The organism is Rhodovulum imhoffii, from assembly GCF_003046545.1.
GTDB lineage: Bacteria > Pseudomonadota > Alphaproteobacteria > Rhodobacterales > Rhodobacteraceae > Rhodovulum > Rhodovulum imhoffii.
This window is the reverse complement of sequence record NZ_QAAA01000002.1, coordinates 95413-114268: the sequence shown is the minus strand read 5'-3', so window position 1 is coordinate 114268 and position 18856 is coordinate 95413. Positions and strand designations below refer to the sequence as shown.

Annotated in this window: 15 protein-coding genes, 4 tRNA genes and 1 pseudogene; 18 read left to right on the top strand and 2 right to left on the bottom strand. The window is 62.6% G+C overall.

Annotated features, from left to right (window positions below; genetic code table 11):
- Positions 1–7 precede the first annotated feature (7 nt).
- The 13 genes and pseudogenes from C8N32_RS15240 to C8N32_RS15230 all read left to right on the top strand — a co-directional run bounded on the left by C8N32_RS15240 (position 8) and on the right by C8N32_RS15230 (position 13198).
- Positions 8–424 carry a DUF934 domain-containing protein gene (locus C8N32_RS15240; protein ID WP_170106717.1) on the top strand — a complete coding sequence of 139 codons (417 nt, stop codon included), beginning with the start codon at positions 8–10 and terminating at the stop codon, positions 422–424.
- Positions 425–693: 269 nt separating this feature from the next.
- A complete protein-coding gene (locus C8N32_RS02380) occupies positions 694–1119 on the top strand; it encodes a universal stress protein (protein ID WP_107890871.1) in 426 nt (141 codons plus the stop codon).
- Between the two features lie 40 nt (positions 1120–1159).
- On the top strand, positions 1160–2800 hold the full coding sequence (locus C8N32_RS02375) for a BCCT family transporter (RefSeq protein ID WP_107890870.1): 1641 nt from the start codon (positions 1160–1162) through the stop codon (positions 2798–2800).
- Positions 2801–2910: 110 nt separating this feature from the next.
- Positions 2911–4137: an aminotransferase class V-fold PLP-dependent enzyme gene (locus C8N32_RS02370; protein WP_107890869.1), complete on the top strand. Its 1227-nt coding sequence runs from the start codon at positions 2911–2913 to the stop codon at positions 4135–4137.
- 45 nt (positions 4138–4182) lie between these two features.
- Positions 4183–5604, top strand: coding sequence for a cryptochrome/photolyase family protein (locus C8N32_RS02365; RefSeq protein ID WP_107890868.1), 1422 nt, complete (start codon positions 4183–4185; stop codon positions 5602–5604).
- Between the two features lie 54 nt (positions 5605–5658).
- Positions 5659–6867: an SAM-dependent methyltransferase gene (locus C8N32_RS02360; protein WP_107890867.1), complete on the top strand. Its 1209-nt coding sequence runs from the start codon at positions 5659–5661 to the stop codon at positions 6865–6867.
- Positions 6868–6885: 18 nt separating this feature from the next.
- Entirely contained in the window at positions 6886–7992 is a 1107-nt protein-coding gene (locus C8N32_RS02355; RefSeq protein ID WP_107890866.1) for an NUDIX domain-containing protein, read from the top strand.
- 56 nt (positions 7993–8048) lie between these two features.
- The gene (locus C8N32_RS02350) at positions 8049–9074 is read left to right on the top strand and encodes a cysteine synthase A (protein ID WP_107890865.1); all 1026 of its coding nucleotides are present in this window, start codon (positions 8049–8051) and stop codon (positions 9072–9074) included.
- On the top strand, positions 9071–11509 hold the full coding sequence (locus C8N32_RS02345) for a DUF3772 domain-containing protein (RefSeq protein WP_170106712.1): 2439 nt from the start codon (positions 9071–9073) through the stop codon (positions 11507–11509). The genes C8N32_RS02350 and C8N32_RS02345 overlap by 4 nt, the downstream gene beginning before the upstream one ends.
- Positions 11510–11583: 74 nt before the next feature.
- A tRNA-Ser gene (locus tag C8N32_RS02340) sits at positions 11584–11673 on the top strand.
- A 238-nt stretch (positions 11674–11911) separates the two neighbouring features.
- Complete coding sequence (locus tag C8N32_RS15460; RefSeq protein ID WP_274610732.1) at positions 11912–12037, top strand: hypothetical protein; 126 nt, start codon at positions 11912–11914, stop codon at positions 12035–12037.
- A 34-nt stretch (positions 12038–12071) separates the two neighbouring features.
- Positions 12072–12725, top strand: a pseudogene (locus tag C8N32_RS15235) (protein NO VEIN domain-containing protein); the annotation flags it as partial.
- A 167-nt stretch (positions 12726–12892) separates the two neighbouring features.
- Complete coding sequence (locus C8N32_RS15230; protein WP_242509447.1) at positions 12893–13198, top strand: DUF4357 domain-containing protein; 306 nt, start codon at positions 12893–12895, stop codon at positions 13196–13198.
- 282 nt (positions 13199–13480) lie between these two features.
- On the opposite strand, the gene C8N32_RS02325 is transcribed toward C8N32_RS15230, so the two are convergent.
- Positions 13481–13570: transfer RNA gene (locus C8N32_RS02325), tRNA-Ser, on the bottom strand.
- 626 nt (positions 13571–14196) lie between these two features.
- Between C8N32_RS02325 and C8N32_RS02315 the strand changes: the two genes are divergently transcribed.
- The 3 genes from C8N32_RS02315 to mtnA all read left to right on the top strand — a co-directional run bounded on the left by C8N32_RS02315 (position 14197) and on the right by mtnA (position 15558).
- Positions 14197–14273, top strand: a tRNA-Asp gene (locus C8N32_RS02315).
- Positions 14274–14297: 24 nt separating this feature from the next.
- A tRNA-Asp gene (locus C8N32_RS02310) sits at positions 14298–14374 on the top strand.
- A gap of 95 nt (positions 14375–14469) precedes the next feature.
- Complete coding sequence (mtnA, locus tag C8N32_RS02305; protein ID WP_107890860.1) at positions 14470–15558, top strand: S-methyl-5-thioribose-1-phosphate isomerase; 1089 nt, start codon at positions 14470–14472, stop codon at positions 15556–15558.
- Here mtnA and C8N32_RS02300 read toward each other — a convergent pair.
- Positions 15555–16133 carry a cupin domain-containing protein gene (locus tag C8N32_RS02300; protein ID WP_107890859.1) on the bottom strand — a complete coding sequence of 193 codons (579 nt, stop codon included), beginning with the start codon at positions 16131–16133 and terminating at the stop codon, positions 15555–15557. The two genes, mtnA and C8N32_RS02300, sit on opposite strands and share 4 nt — an antisense overlap.
- Before the next feature lie 124 nt (positions 16134–16257).
- Here C8N32_RS02300 and gabT point away from each other — a divergent pair, with 124 nt between their 5' ends.
- Both gabT and C8N32_RS02290 read left to right on the top strand, forming a co-directional pair.
- Positions 16258–17559, top strand: coding sequence for a 4-aminobutyrate--2-oxoglutarate transaminase (gabT, locus tag C8N32_RS02295; protein WP_107890858.1), 1302 nt, complete (start codon positions 16258–16260; stop codon positions 17557–17559).
- 11 nt (positions 17560–17570) lie between these two features.
- A complete protein-coding gene (locus tag C8N32_RS02290) occupies positions 17571–18785 on the top strand; it encodes an acyl-CoA dehydrogenase (protein WP_107890857.1) in 1215 nt (404 codons plus the stop codon).
- The last annotated feature ends 71 nt before the right edge of the window (positions 18786–18856 follow it).

Here is an 18856-nt window from a genome sequence, read left to right as displayed (position 1 = left end):
GAAAAAAGTGAACGTGATCGTAACCGAGGCGGGTTTTGCGCCCGACAACCATGCCGGGGGGTTCGTTCCCCTGGAGGAGTGGCGCGGGCAGGGGGCGTTGGACTTGCCCGCGGATTGCGACCCGGCGAGTCTTCTGGGGCGTCTCGATGGCCCGGGGGTGATCCGCATCGTTTTCGGATCGTTTACCGATGGGCGCGGCTTTACCGTGGCGCGGCGTCTGCGGATGATGGGCTATGCCGGGCAGTTGCGCGCCTCCGGCCCGTTGATTGCCGATCAGTTCCCGATGGCGTTGCGGTCGGGGTTCAATGAAGTGGAAATTTCTCCCGCTCAGGCTGAGCGCCAGCCATGGGCGCAGTGGCGTGCCAGTCTCGACCGGCCTGCCGCGTATCAGGAGCGGTTGCGTGCCTCTTGCGAGGCGCAATAATTCGGATGACGAAGGTATTTTTCACGGGGTGTCATGCCCCACCGCCGATAGGTGGGACTGTTTCTAAAAAACAAACCTAAAAACAAGCGGATAAGGCCCTGAATTGATTTAAAATCCAGTATTGTCTGCCGATCTGGTTGAGAAATCCGCTTGAGGAAGCTAAGCTTTCCCCACAACCGGCTGGGCCCTTTGTGCCTGGAGCCGAAAATTCACGGGCGCTGCCGCAGGCCGGACCCTCGGTGGCTCCCAAATGAAAACAGGGGAAATTCGTGTTTACCCAAATTCTGACCCCGGTGGATTTGTCCCATCTCGACCGGCTGGAAAGAGCACTCAGCACGTCTGCCGATCTTGCAAGGCACTACCATGTTCCGGTGACGTATGTCGCGGTCACCACCGAGCAACCGAGCAAGGTGGCCCATACGACGGTTGAGTTTGAGCAGAAGCTGAACGCCTTCGCCGCCGAACAGGCCGCGCGCCACAAGATTACCGCGCATGCGAAGATGATGATCAGCCACGATCCGGCTACGGATCTGGATGCCCGCCTGCGCGATGCGCTGGAGGAAACCGGCGCCGACCTTGTGGTGATGGCGTCGCATTTGCCGAACCTGGGCGATTACATCTGGCCGTCCCACGGCGGCAAGCTGGCAAGCCACGCCAGCGCCTCGGTCTTTCTGGTGCGTGAACACGCCGGCTGAGACCCAACCATAAACCCGAGCGAGAGCGGAGGGACACTTCATGTCTGACGAATCCACGCAACCGGGTATCCCCGCCCCCGAGGGGCCGGCGGATATCATCGAAACCGATTACGAGATCGGCCAGGACAATCTGGAAGGCCAGTTGGGGCCTTTCGGGTTCGACATCCACAACCCCGTGTTCATGATTTCGGGGCTCTCCATCGTTGCCTTCGTGTTCTATGCATTGGCTTTGCCGCAGCAGGCTGCCGATATCTTCGGGGCGCTGCGGCCTTTCCTGACCTCCACCTTTGACTGGTTCTTTCTCAGTGCGGCCAACCTGTTCGTTCTGTTCTGTTTGCTGCTGATTGTCCTGCCTGTCGGGCGGGTCCGGCTGGGCGGGCGTGATGCGACACCCGATTTCACCTATGCCGGGTGGTTCGCGATGTTGTTCGCGGCGGGAATGGGTATTGGCCTGATGTTCTTCGGGGTTCTGGAACCCGTTTACCACATGGCCATATCCGAGCCGCTGGGCGTGCCGTCACCGATAGCGGAGGACGGGACAATTATTGCCGGAAATGTCGAGGCCGCACGGACGATGGGGCTTGCGGCCACGATCTACCACTGGGGTCTGCATCCGTGGGCGATTTACGCAGTTGTTGCGCTGGCGCTGGCATTGTTCACTTATAACAAGGGCTTGCCACTGACGATCCGTTCGGCTTTTTACCCGATCTTTGGGGAACGTGTCTGGGGGTGGACCGGCCACATCATCGACACGCTGGCCGTGTTCGCAACGCTGTTCGGTCTGGCGACATCGCTTGGTTTCGGTGCCCAGCAGGCGAATGCGGGGCTGGAGCATGTCTTCGGCATTCCCGCCAATACCACGGTTCAGGTGATCCTGATCTCCGTGATCACGGCAGTGGCGCTGGTTTCGGTCCTGCGGGGGCTGGATGGCGGTGTCAAGGTGCTGTCCGAGGTCAACATGGGGCTTGCCGCGTTGCTGCTTGTTTTCGTGCTGCTGGTCGGGCCGACCATGATCATCCTGTCGGATTTCGTGGCCGGGATGGGGGCCTATGGCAAGAACCTTGTCGCCCTTTCCAATCCGGTCGGACGTGAAGATACCGGGTACATGAATGGCTGGACGACCTTCTACTGGGCGTGGTGGATTTCCTGGTCCCCCTTCGTGGGCATGTTCATCGCCCGCGTCAGCCGTGGCCGTACCGTGCGCGAATTCATCATATCGGTACTGATCGTGCCCAGCCTCGTCTGCGTGTTGTGGATGGCTGTCTTCGGCGGCACGGCGATCGAGCAGGTGCTCAGCGATCCGGCGAACAGCGCGGTGAAGGCACAGGTCATCGACAGCTACAATCCGCCGATCTCGCTTTTCGCAATGCTCGAAGAGTTGCCGCTGTCTTCCATCACCTCGGTGATCGGGATCGTGCTTGTGATCGTGTTTTTCGTGACCTCCTCGGATTCAGGATCGCTGGTGATCGACACCATCACCGCGGGCGGCAAGATCGACGCGCCGCTGCCCCAGCGGGTGTTCTGGTGCACTTTCGAAGGGGCCGTGGCCATTGTGCTGCTGATTGGCGGCGGGCTGGGGGCATTGCAGGCGATGGTGATTTCCACCGGCCTGCCGTTCACCATTGTGTTGCTTCTGATGTGTTTTGCCATCTACCGCGGTCTTCTCACCGAGGATCGCTGACCCTGCGCGGGGCGGTTTGTTTGAAGTGGAGCAATTCCAAATTGTTGCATCTCAAGACCGCCCCCCGTATTCAGAGGGGCAGGAATTGTTAGGAATAACACGACCGCCCCATGACGAGCCTCGACCTTGCTTTCGTCCGCAACCAGTTCACGGCTTTTCAGGACCCGGCCCAGCGACGGCTGGCCTTTATGGAAAATGCGGGCGGGTCGTTGCCGTGCCGCTATACGATCTGGCGCCTCAACCGCTTTTACCATGAACGCAAGGTGCAGCCCTATGGGGTCGGGGCCCCATCCCTTCGGGCGGGCGAGGAAATGGACGCGGCCCGCTATCGGCTGGCGGCGCATCTCGGGGTGGCACGGGATGAGATTCACTTCGGTCCCTCGACCTCGGCGAATACCTACGTCCTGGCGCAGGCCGTCCGCCAGTGGCTGAAGCCGGGGGCGGCCATCATCGTGACGAACCAGGACCATGAGGCCAACACGGGTGTCTGGCGCCGCCTTGCCGACGGGGGGGTCGAGATTCGCGAATGGCAGGTGGATCCGGAAACCGGGGCACTGCACCCGGAGCGGCTGGAGGTTCTGCTTGACGACAAGGTAAGGCTGGTGTGCTTTCCCCATTGTTCGAACATCCTTGGACATGTGAACGATGTGGGCGCGTTGTGCAGCCGTATTCGTGCGGCGGGCGCGGTCTCCTGCGTTGACGGTGTCAGTTTCGCGCCCCACGGGCTCCCCAATATTGGGAAGCTTGGGGCGGATATCTACTTATTCTCGGCCTACAAGACCTTCGGCCCCCATCAGGGGATCATGACGCTTCGGCGGGATCTGGCGCGGGTGCTGCCCCATCAGGGCCATGACTTCAATGCGGGGAATCTGTTGTGCCGGTTTACCCCTGCCGGGCCGGACCACGCCCAGGTTGCCGCCTGTGCCGCGCTGGCCGATTATGTCGACGCGTTGTATGAGCATCACTACCGTGCCGGTCGCGATCCGGTCGGGCGCAGTGCGAAAGTGGCGGAACTGTGCCGTGCCCATGAGATTGCCCTGGTGGAACCGTTGCTGGAGTTCTTGCGCAGCCGCGGGCTGCGAATCCTTGGGCCGGACCGGCCGGGATGGAACCGGGTGCCGACCGTTTCGCTTCAGGTGCCCGAACCGGGCGTATCGCTGGCGGAACGGCTGGCAAAGCACGGCATCCTGACGGGGGGGGGCAATTTCTATGCGCCCCGCCTGCTGTCCGCGATGGGGGTTGATCCTGCGGAAGGGGTGCTGAGAATCAGCCTTGTGCATTATAACTCGCCGCTTGAGGTTGACCGGCTGATCCGTGCACTAGATTGCGAATTGTAGGTTTTGCGCCTGCGGGCAAGTTTGACCTCAAGTACCGGGAAAGACATGGTTTCATCCTCCCCCATCCTTTGGTGGGTCCGGCGCGATCTGCGTCTTTCGGACAACCCGGCCCTGGCGGCCGCCGTGTCGCGCGCGCGGCCGCTGATTCCCGTTTTTCTGCATGACGAAACGGTAGAGTCACTGGGGGCCGCCCCGCGCTGGCGGCTGGGGCTGGGGGTCGAGAGACTGGCCAAGCGCCTGCGCCAACTGGGGGCCGGACTGGTATGCCGGCGTGGCCCGGCGCGGGAGACGCTGCTGGAGCTGGTCGCGGAAACCGGGGCCGGCACCGTGGTGTGGAATCGCTGCTATGACCCGGACTCGATCGCGCGCGACATGCCGCTCAAGGCGGAGCTGGCCAGACGAGGTGTGGCCGCCCGCAGCTTTGGTGGCCACGTGGTGTTCGAACCCTGGGCCCTGGAGACAGGGGCGGGCCGCCACTACAAGGTTTATACGCCCTATTGGAAGGCGCTGAGGGTTCTGGATGCCGAACCGCCTCTGGCGTCCCCAGCCAATCTCACCGCGCCCGATATCTGGCCCCGCAGCGAAGATATCGCGGACTGGCACATGGGGGCGGGGATGGGGCGTGGTGCGGATGTCGTTGCCGCACATGTGCGTGTCGGGGAAGAGGCCGCCGCCGATCGGCTGGAACAGTTTCTGGAGGAGCGCCTGCCGCGCTATACGGGGGACCGCGACCGCCCGGACCTGCCCGCGACCTCGGGCCTTTCGGAGAATCTCGCCTGGGGGGAGATCGGTCCGCGGCGTTGCTGGCAGGCGGGGATGATGGCGATGGACGCGGGTGTCGCGGGGGCGGAGACATTCCTCAGGGAACTTGCCTGGCGTGAGTTTGCCTATCACCTGATGTATCATACCCCCCGGCTGCTGACGGCCAACTGGCGCACGCGATGGGATGCCTTCCCGTGGAATGCCGAGGCCAACGCCCCCGAGGTGCTGGCGTGGAAACAGGGCCGTACCGGCGTCGCCTTCGTCGATGCCGCGATGCGCCAGATGCATGTCAGCGGGACGATGCACAACCGGGCGCGGATGATCGCCGCCTCTTATCTGACCAAGCACCTGCTGACCCACTGGCGCATCGGGCAGGCATGGTTCGCCCAGCATCTGATCGACTGGGACCCGGCCTCCAACGCGATGGGCTGGCAGTGGACCGCCGGGTCGGGACCGGACGCGGCGCCTTATTTTCGTATTTTCAATCCGGACACGCAGTTGGCAAGGTTCGATCCGCACGGTGTGTATACCGACAGGTGGCTTGCCGAGGGGCGCGCCCGCCCGACGGACACGGCGCTGTCTTACTATCGGGCCATTCCACGCCGCTGGAACCTTTCTCCCGGCGATCCGCCTCCACAGCCGGTTATCGGGTTGAGCGCCGGGCGGGCGCGGGCGCTGGCGGCTTATGAAACCGTGCGCGTGTGAACTTCTTGCCCTGTCCGGGTGCAATCTGCCAAAAACCGAAAAAAGGGAGACGGGATGGACGTCCTGAAATCGACAAAGGGTCAGCAGAACTTGCCGCGTTATTTTTCGCAGGTGTTCGATGTGGCCAGTTCCATGGGGCGGGGTCAACTGGATTTCGTACTGCCTGACGGGCGCCGCTTTCGCGCCGAGGGGCGCGGCCCCGGCCCGGTCGCGCAGGTGAATGTGCAGGATAACGACCTGTTCGCCCGGCTGATCCGCGAAGGCGATCTCGGCTTTTGTGAGGCTTATCTGGACGGCGGTTGGTCCTCCCCGGACCTGATGGCGTTCATGGATCTCGTCCATGCCGACAATGATGAGATATATGACGGCTTTCCCGGCCAGTCCGTTATACGCGCCTTCGAGAAATTGCGGTTCTGGTTGCAGCGCAACACCAGACGGCAGGCGCGGCGCAATATCTCCCATCACTATGACCTGGGGAATGAGTTCTACAGTCTTTGGCTGGATGACAGCATGACCTATTCTTCCGCGCTGTTCCGGACCGGGCAGGAAAGCCTTGAAAAGGCGCAGGAGCAGAAATACGCCTCTATAATCGCGGAGATGGGCGCGCAGCCGGGTGACCATGTGCTGGAGATCGGCTGCGGCTGGGGCGGGTTTGCGGAATACGCGGCCCGGCAGGGTCTCAGGGTCACCGGCCTGACCATCAGCCGCGCGCAATACGAGTACGCCGCGGCGCGCATCCGCAATGCCGGGCTTTCGGACAGGGTGGACTTCCGGCTTCAGGACTATCGCGACCACAGGGGCGAATACGACGGTATCGCCTCGATCGAGATGTTCGAAGCCGTGGGCGAGAAATACTGGCCGATCTATTTCGACAGCCTGCGCAGCCGTTTGCGCCCCGGACGTCACGCCACGCTGCAAATCATTACCGTGCAGGAGCGCCGGTTCGAAATTTACCGAAATGGTATTGATTTCATTCAGAAATATATTTTTCCCGGTGGCATGTTGCCCAGCCCCGCGGCCCTGCGCGACCAGGTGCGCGCGGCCGGGCTGGAGGTGACCCGCTCTCTCGAGTTCGGGGAAAGCTATTCGCTGACCTTGCGCCGCTGGCACGAGGTCTTCAACCGCAGGTGGGACGAAATATCCGCGCAGGGGTTCGATGCGCGCTTCCGGCGCATGTGGAACTTGTACCTGACCGCTTGCGCGGCGACTTTTCACAGCGGAAACTGTGACGTGACACAGATTACCGTGACGCGGCCCGCCTGAAGCCGGTTTCGAGGCAGTATGACCGACGTTTTTCTTTACGGCACCTTGTGCCATCCGCCGTTGTTTTCATGCGTCAGCGGGCAGGACATGCAGGCCGTGGCGGCCAGGCTTCCCGGCCATCAGGCGATGGCGACCGGTTTGGGGGCGATGCTGGTGCCCGGGTCGGGGGATGATGTGGCGGGGGTATTGGTCCGGGGGCTGGATGAGGCGGCGCAGGCGCGTCTTTTCCATTACCACGCATGTCTGGGTTACGTCCCCCGGCGGGTCGAACTGGTGACCGAAGCGGGCCGGGTTGTCGCCACGGCGTTTCAGCCGGAGGCGCCCGCCCTGGCGGGAGACTGGAACTTTCCCGCATGGCTGGCTGCCGACAGTGCGCTGGCGCTGGCCACGGCGGCGGAGATCATGGCCCGCCATGGTCAGCGCGACCCCGGCCAGATCAGGCCCCGGATCATGATGCTGCGCAACCGGGCGCAGGCGCGGTTGCAGGCCGGGGGGGACCGGCCCGCAGCCTTGCGCCGACCGACCGGGACAGGGGATGTTGAAATTCTCGCCCGCCGTTTTGCCTATGAAAACTTCTATGCTGTCGAGGAATACGATCTGCGCCACCGCCGCTTCGACGGGGCCATGTCCGCGCCGATCAACCGGGCGGCCTTCGTCACCGCCGATGTGGCGACGGTATTGCCCTATGACCGGGTACGTGACCGTGTGCTGCTGATTGAGCAGTTCCGCATTGGCCCCGTCGCACGGGGGGACGGGCAGGCATGGTCGCTGGAAGTCATTGCCGGACTGGTGGATGCGGGCGAAACGCCGCATGACGCCGCCCGCCGCGAGGCACGGGAGGAAGCGGGACTTGAGGTAGGGCGTTTGCACCGCATCCATGGCTATTACCCCTCTCCGGGGGCGAACGCGGAATACATGTATTCCTTTCTGGCAGAGGCCGACTTACCTGAAAGCGCGGCGGGCCTTGGCGGTGTTTTGTCCGAGGGTGAGGATATCCGCGCCCATGTCCTTCCATTTGACGCCATCGCGCCGCTGATGGACAGTGGGGAGATCGAGAACGCCCCGCTGGTCATTTCCCTGATGTGGCTTGCAAGACATCGTGAGCGGTTGCGGCAGGCCGCTTGAGTTGCCCGCGTGGCACCGCTAGGCAGGGTGAAACGCGAGACAGAAAAGGTGCCCGGATGCGCAAGGATTTCGCCGGTTTGGTCGGCAATACACCTCTGGTCAGGTTGAACGGTCCCTCCGAAGCCACGGGCTGTGAGATTCTCGGAAAGGCGGAGTTCATGAACCCCGGCCAGTCGGTCAAGGACCGTGCCGCGCTGTGGATCATTCGCGATGCCGTGGCGCGCGGGGCGTTGCGCCCCGGCGGCACCATCGTTGAGGGCACGGCGGGCAACACCGGTATCGGGCTGGCGCTGGCAGGGGCATCGATGGGGTTTCGTACGGTCATCGTGATCCCCGAGACCCAGAGCCAGGAAAAAAAGGACATGCTGCGCCTGGCCGGTGCGGACCTGGTAGAGGTGCCTGCCGCGCCGTATTCGAATCCGAACAACTTCGTTCGTTATTCGGAACGGCTGGCCGGGAAACTGTCCAAAACCGAGCCGAACGGCGCAATCTGGGCCAACCAGTTCGACAATACCGCCAACCGGCAGGCGCACCTGGAAACCACCGGGCCGGAGATCTGGCAGCAAACCGGCGGCAAGCTGGACGGGTTCATCTGCGCGGTCGGGTCCGGCGGGACCTTGGCGGGCACGGCGCTGGCGTTGCAGCCGAAGGGTGTGAAGGTGGGGTTGGCGGACCCGGAGGGGGCGGCGCTTTACAGCTATTACACCACCGGCGTGCTGACCTCGGAGGGGTCGTCAATCGCCGAAGGGATCGGGCAGGGGCGCATCACGGCCAATCTCGACGGGCTTGCCCCCGATTTTTGCTGCCGCGTCCCGGATGCGGAGGCCCTGCCGGTGCTGTTTGATCTGCTGGAACATGAAGGGCTTTGCCTTGGGGCATCGTCCGGTCTCAACGTTGCCGGGGCCATGCGCATGGCGCGCGAGATGGGGCCGGGCCATACCATCGTCACGGTGTTGTGCGATTACGGCACGCGCTACCAGTCGAAACTCTTCAACCCCGCTTTCCTGCATGAAAAGGGCCTGCCGGTGCCGCATTGGCTGGGCGGATCCGCGCGTGCACTGCCCGAGGTATATCAATCGTGACCCTTTTGTGCCGCATTCTGGTCTGCCTGACCCTTGTTCTGTCTTGCCTGCCGGCGGCGCCGGTTCTTGCCCAGCCCGTCGAGGAGGCGACCATCCCCGATTACACGACGTGGGAGATCCTGGCGACCCGGGCCGAGAATCTGCTGGCCGAGGGTCAGGCAAGCAATGCCACGCTTGAAACCCTGCGGGCCGCGCTGACGGAGGCGCGGACGAGGTTTCTGAGTGCGCAGGATATCAACGCCAGCCGCATCGCCACTTTGCAGGAACAGATCGATGCGCTGGGCCCGGTCCCCGATGGCGGCACCGAGGCCGAGGATATCGCCGCACGCCGGACAGAACTGAACAAGCAACTGGCGGAGCTGCGCGCGCCGGTTTTGCAGGCGGAGCTGGCCTATCGCCGGGCGGACGGGTTGATCCGCGAGGCTGACAAGATCATTCGCGACCGGCAGGCGGATGAGTTGATGTCCCTGGGGCCAACGCCGCTTAACCCGGTGCTCTGGGGCGAGGGGCTGTCGACACTGATCGAGACCGGGCGTGGGATCTGGGAGGAGCTGCGGACGAATATACAGGACCCGGCCCATCGTATGAACATGCGTGAAGACCTGCCTGTAACGCTGTTCTTTATTGTTCTGGCCGGGGTTCTCGTCAGCCGGGGACGCGGCTGGATGGAACGTGTGACCAGCCGCATCCTCACCCGCGGCAAGCGGCGTGGGCGCGCGGTTTACGGGTCTCTCAGTTCATTGGGGCAGATCATCGTTCCGGTGGTGGGGGTTCTTGCCCTGACGGCGGCCGCCAAATCTACCGGCATCTTCGGGCCGCAGGGGACGGCGGTGCTCAATCTGCTGCCGCTGATCGGCCTGGTCCCGTTTACCGCCCGCTGGCTGGGCGGGCAGGTCTTCCCGAAAACGCCCGTTTCCAAGCAGGTTTTGATTATTCCGGAAGACAGTATTGCCAAGGGGCGCTTGTACACCACGATGACGGGGGTCATCCTGTCTGTCGGGGTGGTCATGGACTTCCTGTTCAAGAGCTATGATTACAGCGAGTCTGTCCGCGCGGTCTTGTCCTTTCCGCTGATTGTATCGATGGCACTGCTGCTGTTTCTGATCGGCAGACTGGTGCGGCAGCATGATCGCGGCAAAGGCAGTGGGGAAAGTGTTGTCGATGGCTGGGCCTATGGCGCGCGCCTGACAGAGTTCGTGGGCCGGTTGGGAATGCTGGCTGCCGTGGCCGGGGCGGTTCTTGCCGCTATCGGGTATCGCGATGCGGCTGTGTTTTTCGTGTTTCCCTCCGTTCTGACGCTGGGGCTTTTCGCGCTGTTGCTTGTGTTGCAGCGGTTTGTGGATGACCTGTACGAATTTCTGACCGGGACCGCAGGGGAAGGGGGCGCACAGCGATCGCTCATCCCGACGCTTCTGGGGCTTGGGCTTGCTTTTCTGGCCTTGCCTTTTCTGGCGTTGATCTGGGGGGCCCGGATCGCCGACCTGACCGAGCTCTGGTCGCGGTTTCTTTCGGGGTTCACGATCGGGGGAACCCGGATTTCCCCATCCGATTTTCTGGTTTTCGCCGTTGTCTTCGCAATCGGCTATGGTCTGACGCGGGTGGTGCAGGGGACGCTGCGCAATACGGTTCTGCCCAAGACCCGGATCGACAGGGGAGGGCAGAGCGCGCTTATCTCCGGGGTCGGATATCTGGGGGTGATCCTCGCGGTGATCGTCGCCATCACAACGGCCGGGATCGACCTGTCGTCTCTTGCTATCGTGGCGGGGGCGCTTTCGGTCGGAATCGGCTTTGGGCTGCAGAACATCGTGTCAAACTTCGTCTCCGGCATCATCTTGTTGATCGAGCGTCCCGTCAGTCAGGGAGATTGGATCGAAGTCGGCGGCGTAATGGGGACGGTGAAGGATATCTCGGTACGTTCGACCCTGATCGAAACCTTTGACCGGACCAACGTGATCGTTCCAAACTCCGACCTCGTTTCGGGACATGTCACGAACTGGACCCATCAGAGCCTGATGGGGCGGGTCATCATCCCGGTCGGCGTGGCCTATGGTACGGATACCCGGAAGGTTGAAAAAATCCTGATGGAGATCGCCCAGGCGCAGCCGTTGGTCGTGGTGGATCCTGCGCCTTCGGTTCTGTTCATCAGTTTCGGCGCCGATGCACTGGAGTTCGAAATCCGCGTGATCCTGAGCGATGTGAACTATAGTCTTTCGGTACGCAGCGCAATCAATCACGAGATCGCGCGCCGTTTCACCGAAGAGGGGATCGAAATTCCCTACGCACAGCGCGATATCTGGCTGCGCAACCCGGATGCCGTGCAAACATTGGTTGCCTCATGCGGGGACACCGCGCAAGACAGCAGCAATGCGCTGAGGCGGGATGAGTATCATCCTGAAATCGAGCCATCCGAGGATGGTGATGGAGATGGACGATAAGGGCGACAAGCGTGGGAAAAGTTGCAAGAACCCTCTTGCGTTTGCAGAGGTTTCGAGGCTACACCCCACGCCACGGAGAGGTGGCCGAGTGGTCGAAGGCGCACGCCTGGAACGCGTGTAGGCGGGAAACCGTCTCCAGGGTTCGAATCCCTGTCTCTCCGCCACACTCAAATGCTGAATCCGTCCAAGGGCCCCGATTGGGGCCCTTTTTCTTTTTGTTTCAAAGGGCGTTGGCAGGGCCATCCGCCCTTCGGAGACCGGGCGCTTGACGTAGAAAGGGTCTCCGAATGGCCTGCGTCTCTCTTCGAGCGCCCCTCGACGGCCACAGGACGGCGCAAAACATTCTCGCATTTCCAATGGGTTGCCGGGTTCATGGGGTCGCCCCGTTCGCGAGATAATCCGGTGACGGAGACCGACACGAAGGCGCAGGGCGGTCAGAAGGACGGCTCCGTGGCGGCCGATCACCGGTCCGGTGCGCTGGTGCATGGGGCCGACGATAGCAGCGAAATCCCTGCCGGAAGTCTCTGATGACAAACAGACTTCGCGCCCATAGCCTGGCGCAATGTCGACCGGGCCCTGGACGGACGAAGAGAACGATCTGATCGTCGCGGATTACTTCGCGATGCTGTTCGATGACCTCGCGGGGAAACCCCTGAACAAGGCGGCATCATATCGACAGCTTGCAGACCGGATCGATCGGTCCGCAAAGGCAATCGAATACAAGCACCAGAACATCAGTGCCGTGCTCAAGGCGCTAGGTGAGACCTGGCTGACTGGCCTCGCACCCGCCTTCAACTTCCAGAGCTCGCTTGAGGATGCCGTTCTGCGATGGATGAACTCGCATCCGGAGTGGGTCCTGCGGGTCCCCGGCAACCGACCACCCACCGGCCTTCACGATGCGGCGCAGATCTGGATCGGGCCGCCGCCGACGCTGTCGAACCAGCCGCCACCGCAGGAGCTGGACCTGATGTTGCGGATCGCCAGGAAGTCCGACGTAGCCGGCCGCGACGAGCGTAACCGTGTCCTCGGCCGCGCGGGAGAGGAACGCGTGCTGGCGCATGAGCGGTTGGCGCTGCGGGCGGCGGGCCGCGACGACCTCGCGCGCAAGGTCCGCTGGGTGTCGGAGGAGGACGGTGACGGTGCCGGCTACGACATCGCCAGCTTCGAGCAGGATGGCCGGTCGCGGCTGATCGAGGTGAAGACTACGAACGGCTGGACGAGTTCGTGGATCAGACAAAAACGCTGGTTGGAGCCCTGGGCTGGGATCTCTTCCGAGAAGTCCGCGGTCGTGCGCCGGAGCAGATCGCAGGGCGAGAACTGCCAGAGGCTGAAATCCATGAAAGCCCTCGGTTCTTCTTCCGAGGCGAGGGCTTCGCGGCAGAGATGGGAATTGGGCCCTCCGGGGATTTCGTCGTCGCAGCAGGTTCGAGGGCAAGGGTCCGGACGACGCGAACAATACCGAGAGGGACGGTCACGCTCCGGAACACCCTTGTCGAGAAGGGTGTGCTCCGCGAGGAAGGCGATTTTCTTGTCTTCACAAGCGCCTACAGCTTCACGTCTGCCTCTGCCGCAGCTGCGGCGGTCATTGGTGCGAGCGCCAATGGCCGGATCCTCTGGAAACTCCCGGACGGACGCAATTACGCCGACTGGGAAGCCTCTCAAGGCATGTCAGACTGCGCCTCCGAGTGAGGCCGCCAAGGCGGTAGCAAGTTGGAATTCTGTTCCATCTCGCTAACGCCACCCACGTCGAACCGCTTCGCGGACGCTCTCAAAAAGTTTTCCGCTTTCAGTTACTTGCAAGAAATTCACCAAATTGGCGCAGTCACGAGGTCCGGAGAATATCGGCCCTGTGAGACCGCCTCCGGGCCGCCTGGCAGCAGGGGCAGTGCTCAGCCCCAACCGCATAACCCTCGAATACAACGAGAAAATCCGGCCGCAGCCGGATCGGGAGAACGCTTTCGCGGGGGCAAGTGGCGGAGAGACAGGGATTCGAACCCTGGGAGGGCTTGCACCCTCAACGGTTTTCGAGACCGCCCCGTTCGACCACTCCGGCACCTCTCCGCAAGCCTGAGGTCTTGTGAGGTGGTGATCTAATTGCTTCCGTGCAGCGGTGCAACCACTTTTATGCGTGGTGGCATGCGCAACGCCGCGCCGTTCGGCTGAGGTGCCCCTAGATTTGTAGACGCTTTGCCCGCTAATTTTGAGGCAAGGAGGAGGTGCCGGTGGTCTGCTCCCTGAAAGTGGTCCTCCCTGAAGTAGGCTTTCGGGCCAGTTGGAGGACGAAGGAATGGGACAGAAGAGGCACAAGCCGGAAGAGATCGTCGCGAAGCTGAGGCAGGTCGACGTACTGGTATCGCAGGGCCGATCGGTGGCCGAGACCCGTCATGCACTAAGACTGAAACCGGACCACCCGATAGGGGCAGGCCAGTTCGTCCATCGGCAAGTCTGTACTGGCCCGGGAACTTCGCTCAGGTCAAACCGCGAAACCGCAGGCTGACGGGATTTCAGGCCACGGCAGGTTGCAGACCCGCCCGGCTCTCATGAGTTTCTGTCCGGCGATACGAAGGGGAAAGATCGTGTTTCGCATCCCGTTTGCGCAAATGCGTTTTTTCATGACGCAGCCGCTTGACGCCGCCGGGCAGCTTGCCTAAAAGGCACCTCACGCCGGGATGACCCGGAAGGCATACGCGGTTGTAGCTCAGTTGGTTAGAGTACCGGCCTGTCACGCCGGGGGTCGCGGGTTCGAGCCCCGTCAACCGCGCCACTGCCTTCCCGACCCGACAAAAGCGCGGTTGTAGCTCAGTTGGTTAGAGTACCGGCCTGTCACGCCGGGGGTCGCGGGTTCGAGCCCCGTCAACCGCGCCACGTTTTCCCCCGGACCTGTGGCGAATAGGCGGTTGCCGCCCGCCTCGGAAATGTGAAACCTGTCGCGCAAGGCATATGCAGCGAAAGGATCTCGCATGAAGATCGACGGCACTCATTACCGCTCCATCTGGCGTGACGGGGACGGAACGGTAAAGATCATCGACCAGCGCTGGCTTCCCCATGAGTTGCGAATCGTGTCCCTGGAAAGCCGCACCGCCTTTGCCGATGCCATCCGCGACATGTGGGTGCGTGGGGCCCCCCTGATCGGCGCGACGGCGGCTTATGGTGTGGCGGTACAGATGGTGGCGGATCCCTCCGATGACGCACTGACGGAAACCTGGCGGGTCTTGCACGAAACCCGGCCCACGGCGATCAACCTGCGCTGGGCGCTGGATGAAATGGATCGTCTCCTCAGGCCGTTGCCCCTCGAGGCCCGCGCCGGGGCTGCCTTTGCCCGCGCGGCGGAGATTTGTGACGAAGACGTGGAAACCAATCGTCGAATCGGTCAGCACGGGCTGGAGATCATTCGCGCCATCGCCGCGAAGAAGGGGGGAGGGCGCGTCAACGTTTTGACCCATTGCAACGCGGGCTGGCTGGCGACGGTGGATTGGGGGACCGCGACCTCACCGATTTATCACGCGGCGGAGGCGGGGATCGACGTGCATGTTTTTGTGGATGAAACCCGTCCACGCAATCAGGGCGCGCAGCTGACCGCATGGGAAATGAACCACCACGGTGTCAGCCATGACCTGATCGTGGACAATGCGGGCGGCCACCTGATGCAGCACGGAGAGGTGGACCTGTGTATCGTTGGGACGGACCGCACCACCGCACAGGGCGATGTCTGCAACAAGATCGGTACGTATCTGAAGGCCCTGGCCGCACAGGCCAACGGGGTGCCGTTTTACGTGGCGCTGCCATCGCCCACAATAGACTGGACGGTCACGGACGGGGTGCGGGAAATCCCGATCGAGGAGCGGGCGCAGGATGAGGTGACCCGCGTGCAGGGGCGTTTGCCCGATGGGAAGATCGGGTGGGTACAGATTTCCCCCGACGGCACACCCGCGCGAAACCCGGCTTTCGATGTAACGCCTGCGGCGCTGGTAACCGGTCTGATCACCGAACGTGGCGTGGCACAGGCCAGCGCCGCAGGCTTGGCGGCGCTGTTTCCGGAGAAGGCCTAAAGATAAGGCGGCGTGCAGGCGGAGATCACCGTCGCCGGTCTGTCGCTGATATTGCGGAAGCGGTGCGGTTCCTGCGAATTGAACAGGTAGGAGTCGCCCGCCTTCAGAATCGTGCGGCACTTGCCGACGGTCAGTTCTATTTCACCGGAAATGACGATGCCGCCCTCGCTGGCGAGATGCTCCAGCATGGTCTCGCCCGTATCCGCGCCGGGGTCATAGGTTTCGTGCAGGATCTGAAGGTTGTGGCTGCGGGCATCGCCGACCTGCTTGAGCGTGATCCTGCCTTGCGCCTGGCCGGCGCCCGAATAAATGCGGGAGGTCAGGTCGCGCAATTCGCCGGGGGTGAAAAATACCTGCCCGCTGTCTTGTGCGTCCGGTTCGAAAAACTCTGACATCCCAATTCCCATGCCGCCCAGAATCTTGCGCAAAGAGGATACCGAAGGGCTGCTGCGGTTGGTTTCGATCATTGAAATCTGCCCGTGGGGCACGCCTGCCGACTCGGCCAGGTGCCGCTGGGACATTCCAAAACTCTTGCGTAATTCTCTCAGACGTGCGCCGACATCGAACTCGTGCATATGAAAGCCTCCCCGAAACGCTGTTTTGCTATGCGATTGCAGGGATTTGCACAAGTTGGAAGAAAGTACTGGCTCAAAATCCTGCGCAAAGGTAAACCTGACCGGAAGTTGGGAGGAATCAGCGATGACCAAGTCTGACGATCTGAAAACCCGGCGCGTTGCCGCAGTTGCCCAGGGGGCCGCCACGCGGGGCATCTATGTAGAGCGCGCCGAAAACGCCGAATTGTGGGATGTGGACGGCAAGCGATATATCGATTTCGCCGCCGGGATTGCGGTGAACAATACCGGCCATCGCCACCCCAGGATCATGGCGGCCGTGGCCGGGCAGGCAGAAGCCTTTACCCATACCTGCTTTCACGTTGCGCCCTATGAAAGCTATCTGCGCCTGGCCGAACGGTTGAACGCCGCCGCCCCCGGCGAATTCGCCAAGAAGACCCTGTTGGTCACGACAGGGGCCGAAGCGGTTGAAAATGCGCTCAAGATGGCCCGCGCCTATACCGGGCGCTCCGGCGTCGTCGCGTTCTCGGGGGCTTTCCACGGCCGCACGCTGATGGGGATGGCCCTTTGTGGCAAGGTCATGCCCTACAAGAAGAATTTCGGGGCCATGCCGCCTGAAGTATATCACGCGCCGTTTCCGAACGCCTATCATGGGGTGACGCCGGAGATGAGCCTGGCGGCGCTGGAACAGCTTTTCAGATCCACCATAGATCCGGAACGCGTTGCGGCCATCATCATAGAACCGGTGCAGGGCGAGGGGGGCTTCAATATTGCGCCCGCCGGGTTCCTGAAATCCCTGCGTGCGCTGTGCGACGCCCATGGGATCGTCCTGATCGCCGACGAGGTGCAGGCTGGAATCGCGCGGACAGGCAAGCTTTTCGCCTTTGAACATGCCGGAGTGGCGGCCGATCTTGTGGCCATGGCCAAGGGGCTGGCCGGAGGGTTTCCGCTGTCCGCCGTGACGGGGCGGGCGGAAATCGTGGATGCCGCCCCGTTGGGCGGGGTCGGTGGAACCTATGCCGGCAATCCGCTGGCCGTGGCTGCCGCCAACGCGGTGCTGGATGTGATCGCGGAAGAAGATCTGTGCGCCCGTGCCATTGAAATCGGCGAGCGGCTGCAAACCCGCCTGAAAGCGGTGGCGGAGCGGCAGGGCATGGCTTGTATCGGGGAGGTCCGCGGGCTTGGCGCGATGGTTGCCTTCGAACTGGTGCGTGATCGCGGCAGCCGTGACCCGGACCCGGCGCTGACCCAGGCCATCGTGGCCGAGGCCGAGGCGCGGGGGCTCATCGTCCTGCCCTGTGGCACGCGGGGCAACGTGGTGCGTATCCTGCCGCCGCTGACCACGCCTATGGCGCTGGTCGACGAGGCAGCCGACATTCTGGAGGCTTCGATCGAGGCCGCCGTGACAAAAACCGCCGAAGCAGCCTGAGGGAGGAGCCGATGGCGAAAGATCTGAGCATTCAAAGCAAACCCGACCTGTCCAGTTTCGTCTGGGATGATCCGTTCCTGCTGGAGAACCAGCTGACCGGGGAGGAGCGCATGCTCCGCGACGCCGCAGCGGCCTATGCCCAGGAAAAGCTGGCCCCGCGTGTGGTGGCGGCCTATCGCGACGAGGTGACCGATCCGGCCATCTTCCGGGAGATGGGGGAAATGGGGCTTCTCGGGGTGACCGTACCCGAGGACTATGGCGGGGTAGGGGCGTCTTACGTGGCTTATGGCCTGATTGCGCGCGAGATCGAGCGTGTGGATTCAGGGTATCGGTCAATGATGTCGGTGCAAAGCTCTTTGGTGATGTACCCGATCTACGCCTACGGGTCCGAGGCACAGCGCCGGAAATATCTTCCCAAACTCGCCTCCGGCGAATGGATCGGCTGCTTTGGCCTGACCGAACCCGACGCGGGGTCCGACCCTGCGGGCATGAAGACCCGCGCCGAGAAGACCGACACCGGGTATCGCTTGTCGGGCAGCAAGATGTGGATTTCCAACAGCCCCATTGCCGACGTGTTCGTTGTGTGGGCGAAATCCGATGCCCATGGCGGCAAGATTCGCGGCTTTGTGCTGGAAAAGGGCATGAAGGGGCTGTCCTCCCCCAAGATCGAGGGCAAGCTGAGCCTGCGCGCCTCAGTTACCGGGGAAATCGTGATGGAGGGGGTCGAGATCGGAGAAGAGGCCCTGCTGCCCGATGTCGAGGGTCTGAAGGGGCCGTTCGGGTGCCTCAACCGTGCGCGCTATGGCATCAGCTGGGGGGTTCTGGGGGCAGCGGAATCCTGCTGGCATGCCGCGCGGCAATACGGTCTGGATCGCAAGCAATTCGACCGCCCGCTGGCGCAGACGCAGCTTTACCAGAAAAAGCTTGCCGACATGATGACCGAAATCGCCCTTGGCCTTCAGGCCAGCCTGCGTGTTGGGCGGCTGATGGACGAAGGCAATGCCGCGCCGGAGATGATTTCCATCGTCAAGCGCAACAATTGCGGCAAGTCTCTGGATGTTGCGCGGCTGGCGCGGGACATGCATGGTGGCAACGGCATATCGGAAACTTTCCCGGTGATGCGCCATATGTGCAACCTCGAGACGGTGAATACCTATGAGGGCGCCCATGATGTGCACGCGTTGATCCTGGGGCGTGCCCAGACCGGATTGCAGGCGTTTTTCTGAACCGGGCGACATGCTGACATATCGCGCCGCCGGGGTTCCGGCGGCGCCCCCTGTTTTGCCGGAGATTTCTG

Bases quoted from the DNA above. Each gene is read 5' to 3' on its own strand.
- C8N32_RS02375 (WP_107890870.1), top strand. From the start codon at position 1,160: ATGTCTGACGAATCCACGCAACCGGGTATCCCCGCCCCCGAGGGGCCG.
- C8N32_RS02365 (WP_107890868.1), top strand. From the start codon at position 4,183: ATGGTTTCATCCTCCCCCATCCTTTGGTGGGTCCGGCGCGATCTGCGT.
- C8N32_RS02360 (WP_107890867.1), top strand. From the start codon at position 5,659: ATGGACGTCCTGAAATCGACAAAGGGTCAGCAGAACTTGCCGCGTTAT.
- C8N32_RS02350 (WP_107890865.1), top strand. From the start codon at position 8,049: ATGCGCAAGGATTTCGCCGGTTTGGTCGGCAATACACCTCTGGTCAGG.
- C8N32_RS02300 (WP_107890859.1), bottom strand. From the start codon at position 16,133: ATGCACGAGTTCGATGTCGGCGCACGTCTGAGAGAATTACGCAAGAGT.
- mtnA (WP_107890860.1), top strand. From the start codon at position 14,470: ATGAAGATCGACGGCACTCATTACCGCTCCATCTGGCGTGACGGGGAC.
- C8N32_RS02355 (WP_107890866.1), top strand. From the start codon at position 6,886: ATGACCGACGTTTTTCTTTACGGCACCTTGTGCCATCCGCCGTTGTTT.
- C8N32_RS02370 (WP_107890869.1), top strand. From the start codon at position 2,911: ATGACGAGCCTCGACCTTGCTTTCGTCCGCAACCAGTTCACGGCTTTT.
- C8N32_RS02290 (WP_107890857.1), top strand. From the start codon at position 17,571: ATGGCGAAAGATCTGAGCATTCAAAGCAAACCCGACCTGTCCAGTTTC.
- C8N32_RS15230 (WP_242509447.1), top strand. From the start codon at position 12,893: ATGGGAATTGGGCCCTCCGGGGATTTCGTCGTCGCAGCAGGTTCGAGG.
- gabT (WP_107890858.1), top strand. From the start codon at position 16,258: ATGACCAAGTCTGACGATCTGAAAACCCGGCGCGTTGCCGCAGTTGCC.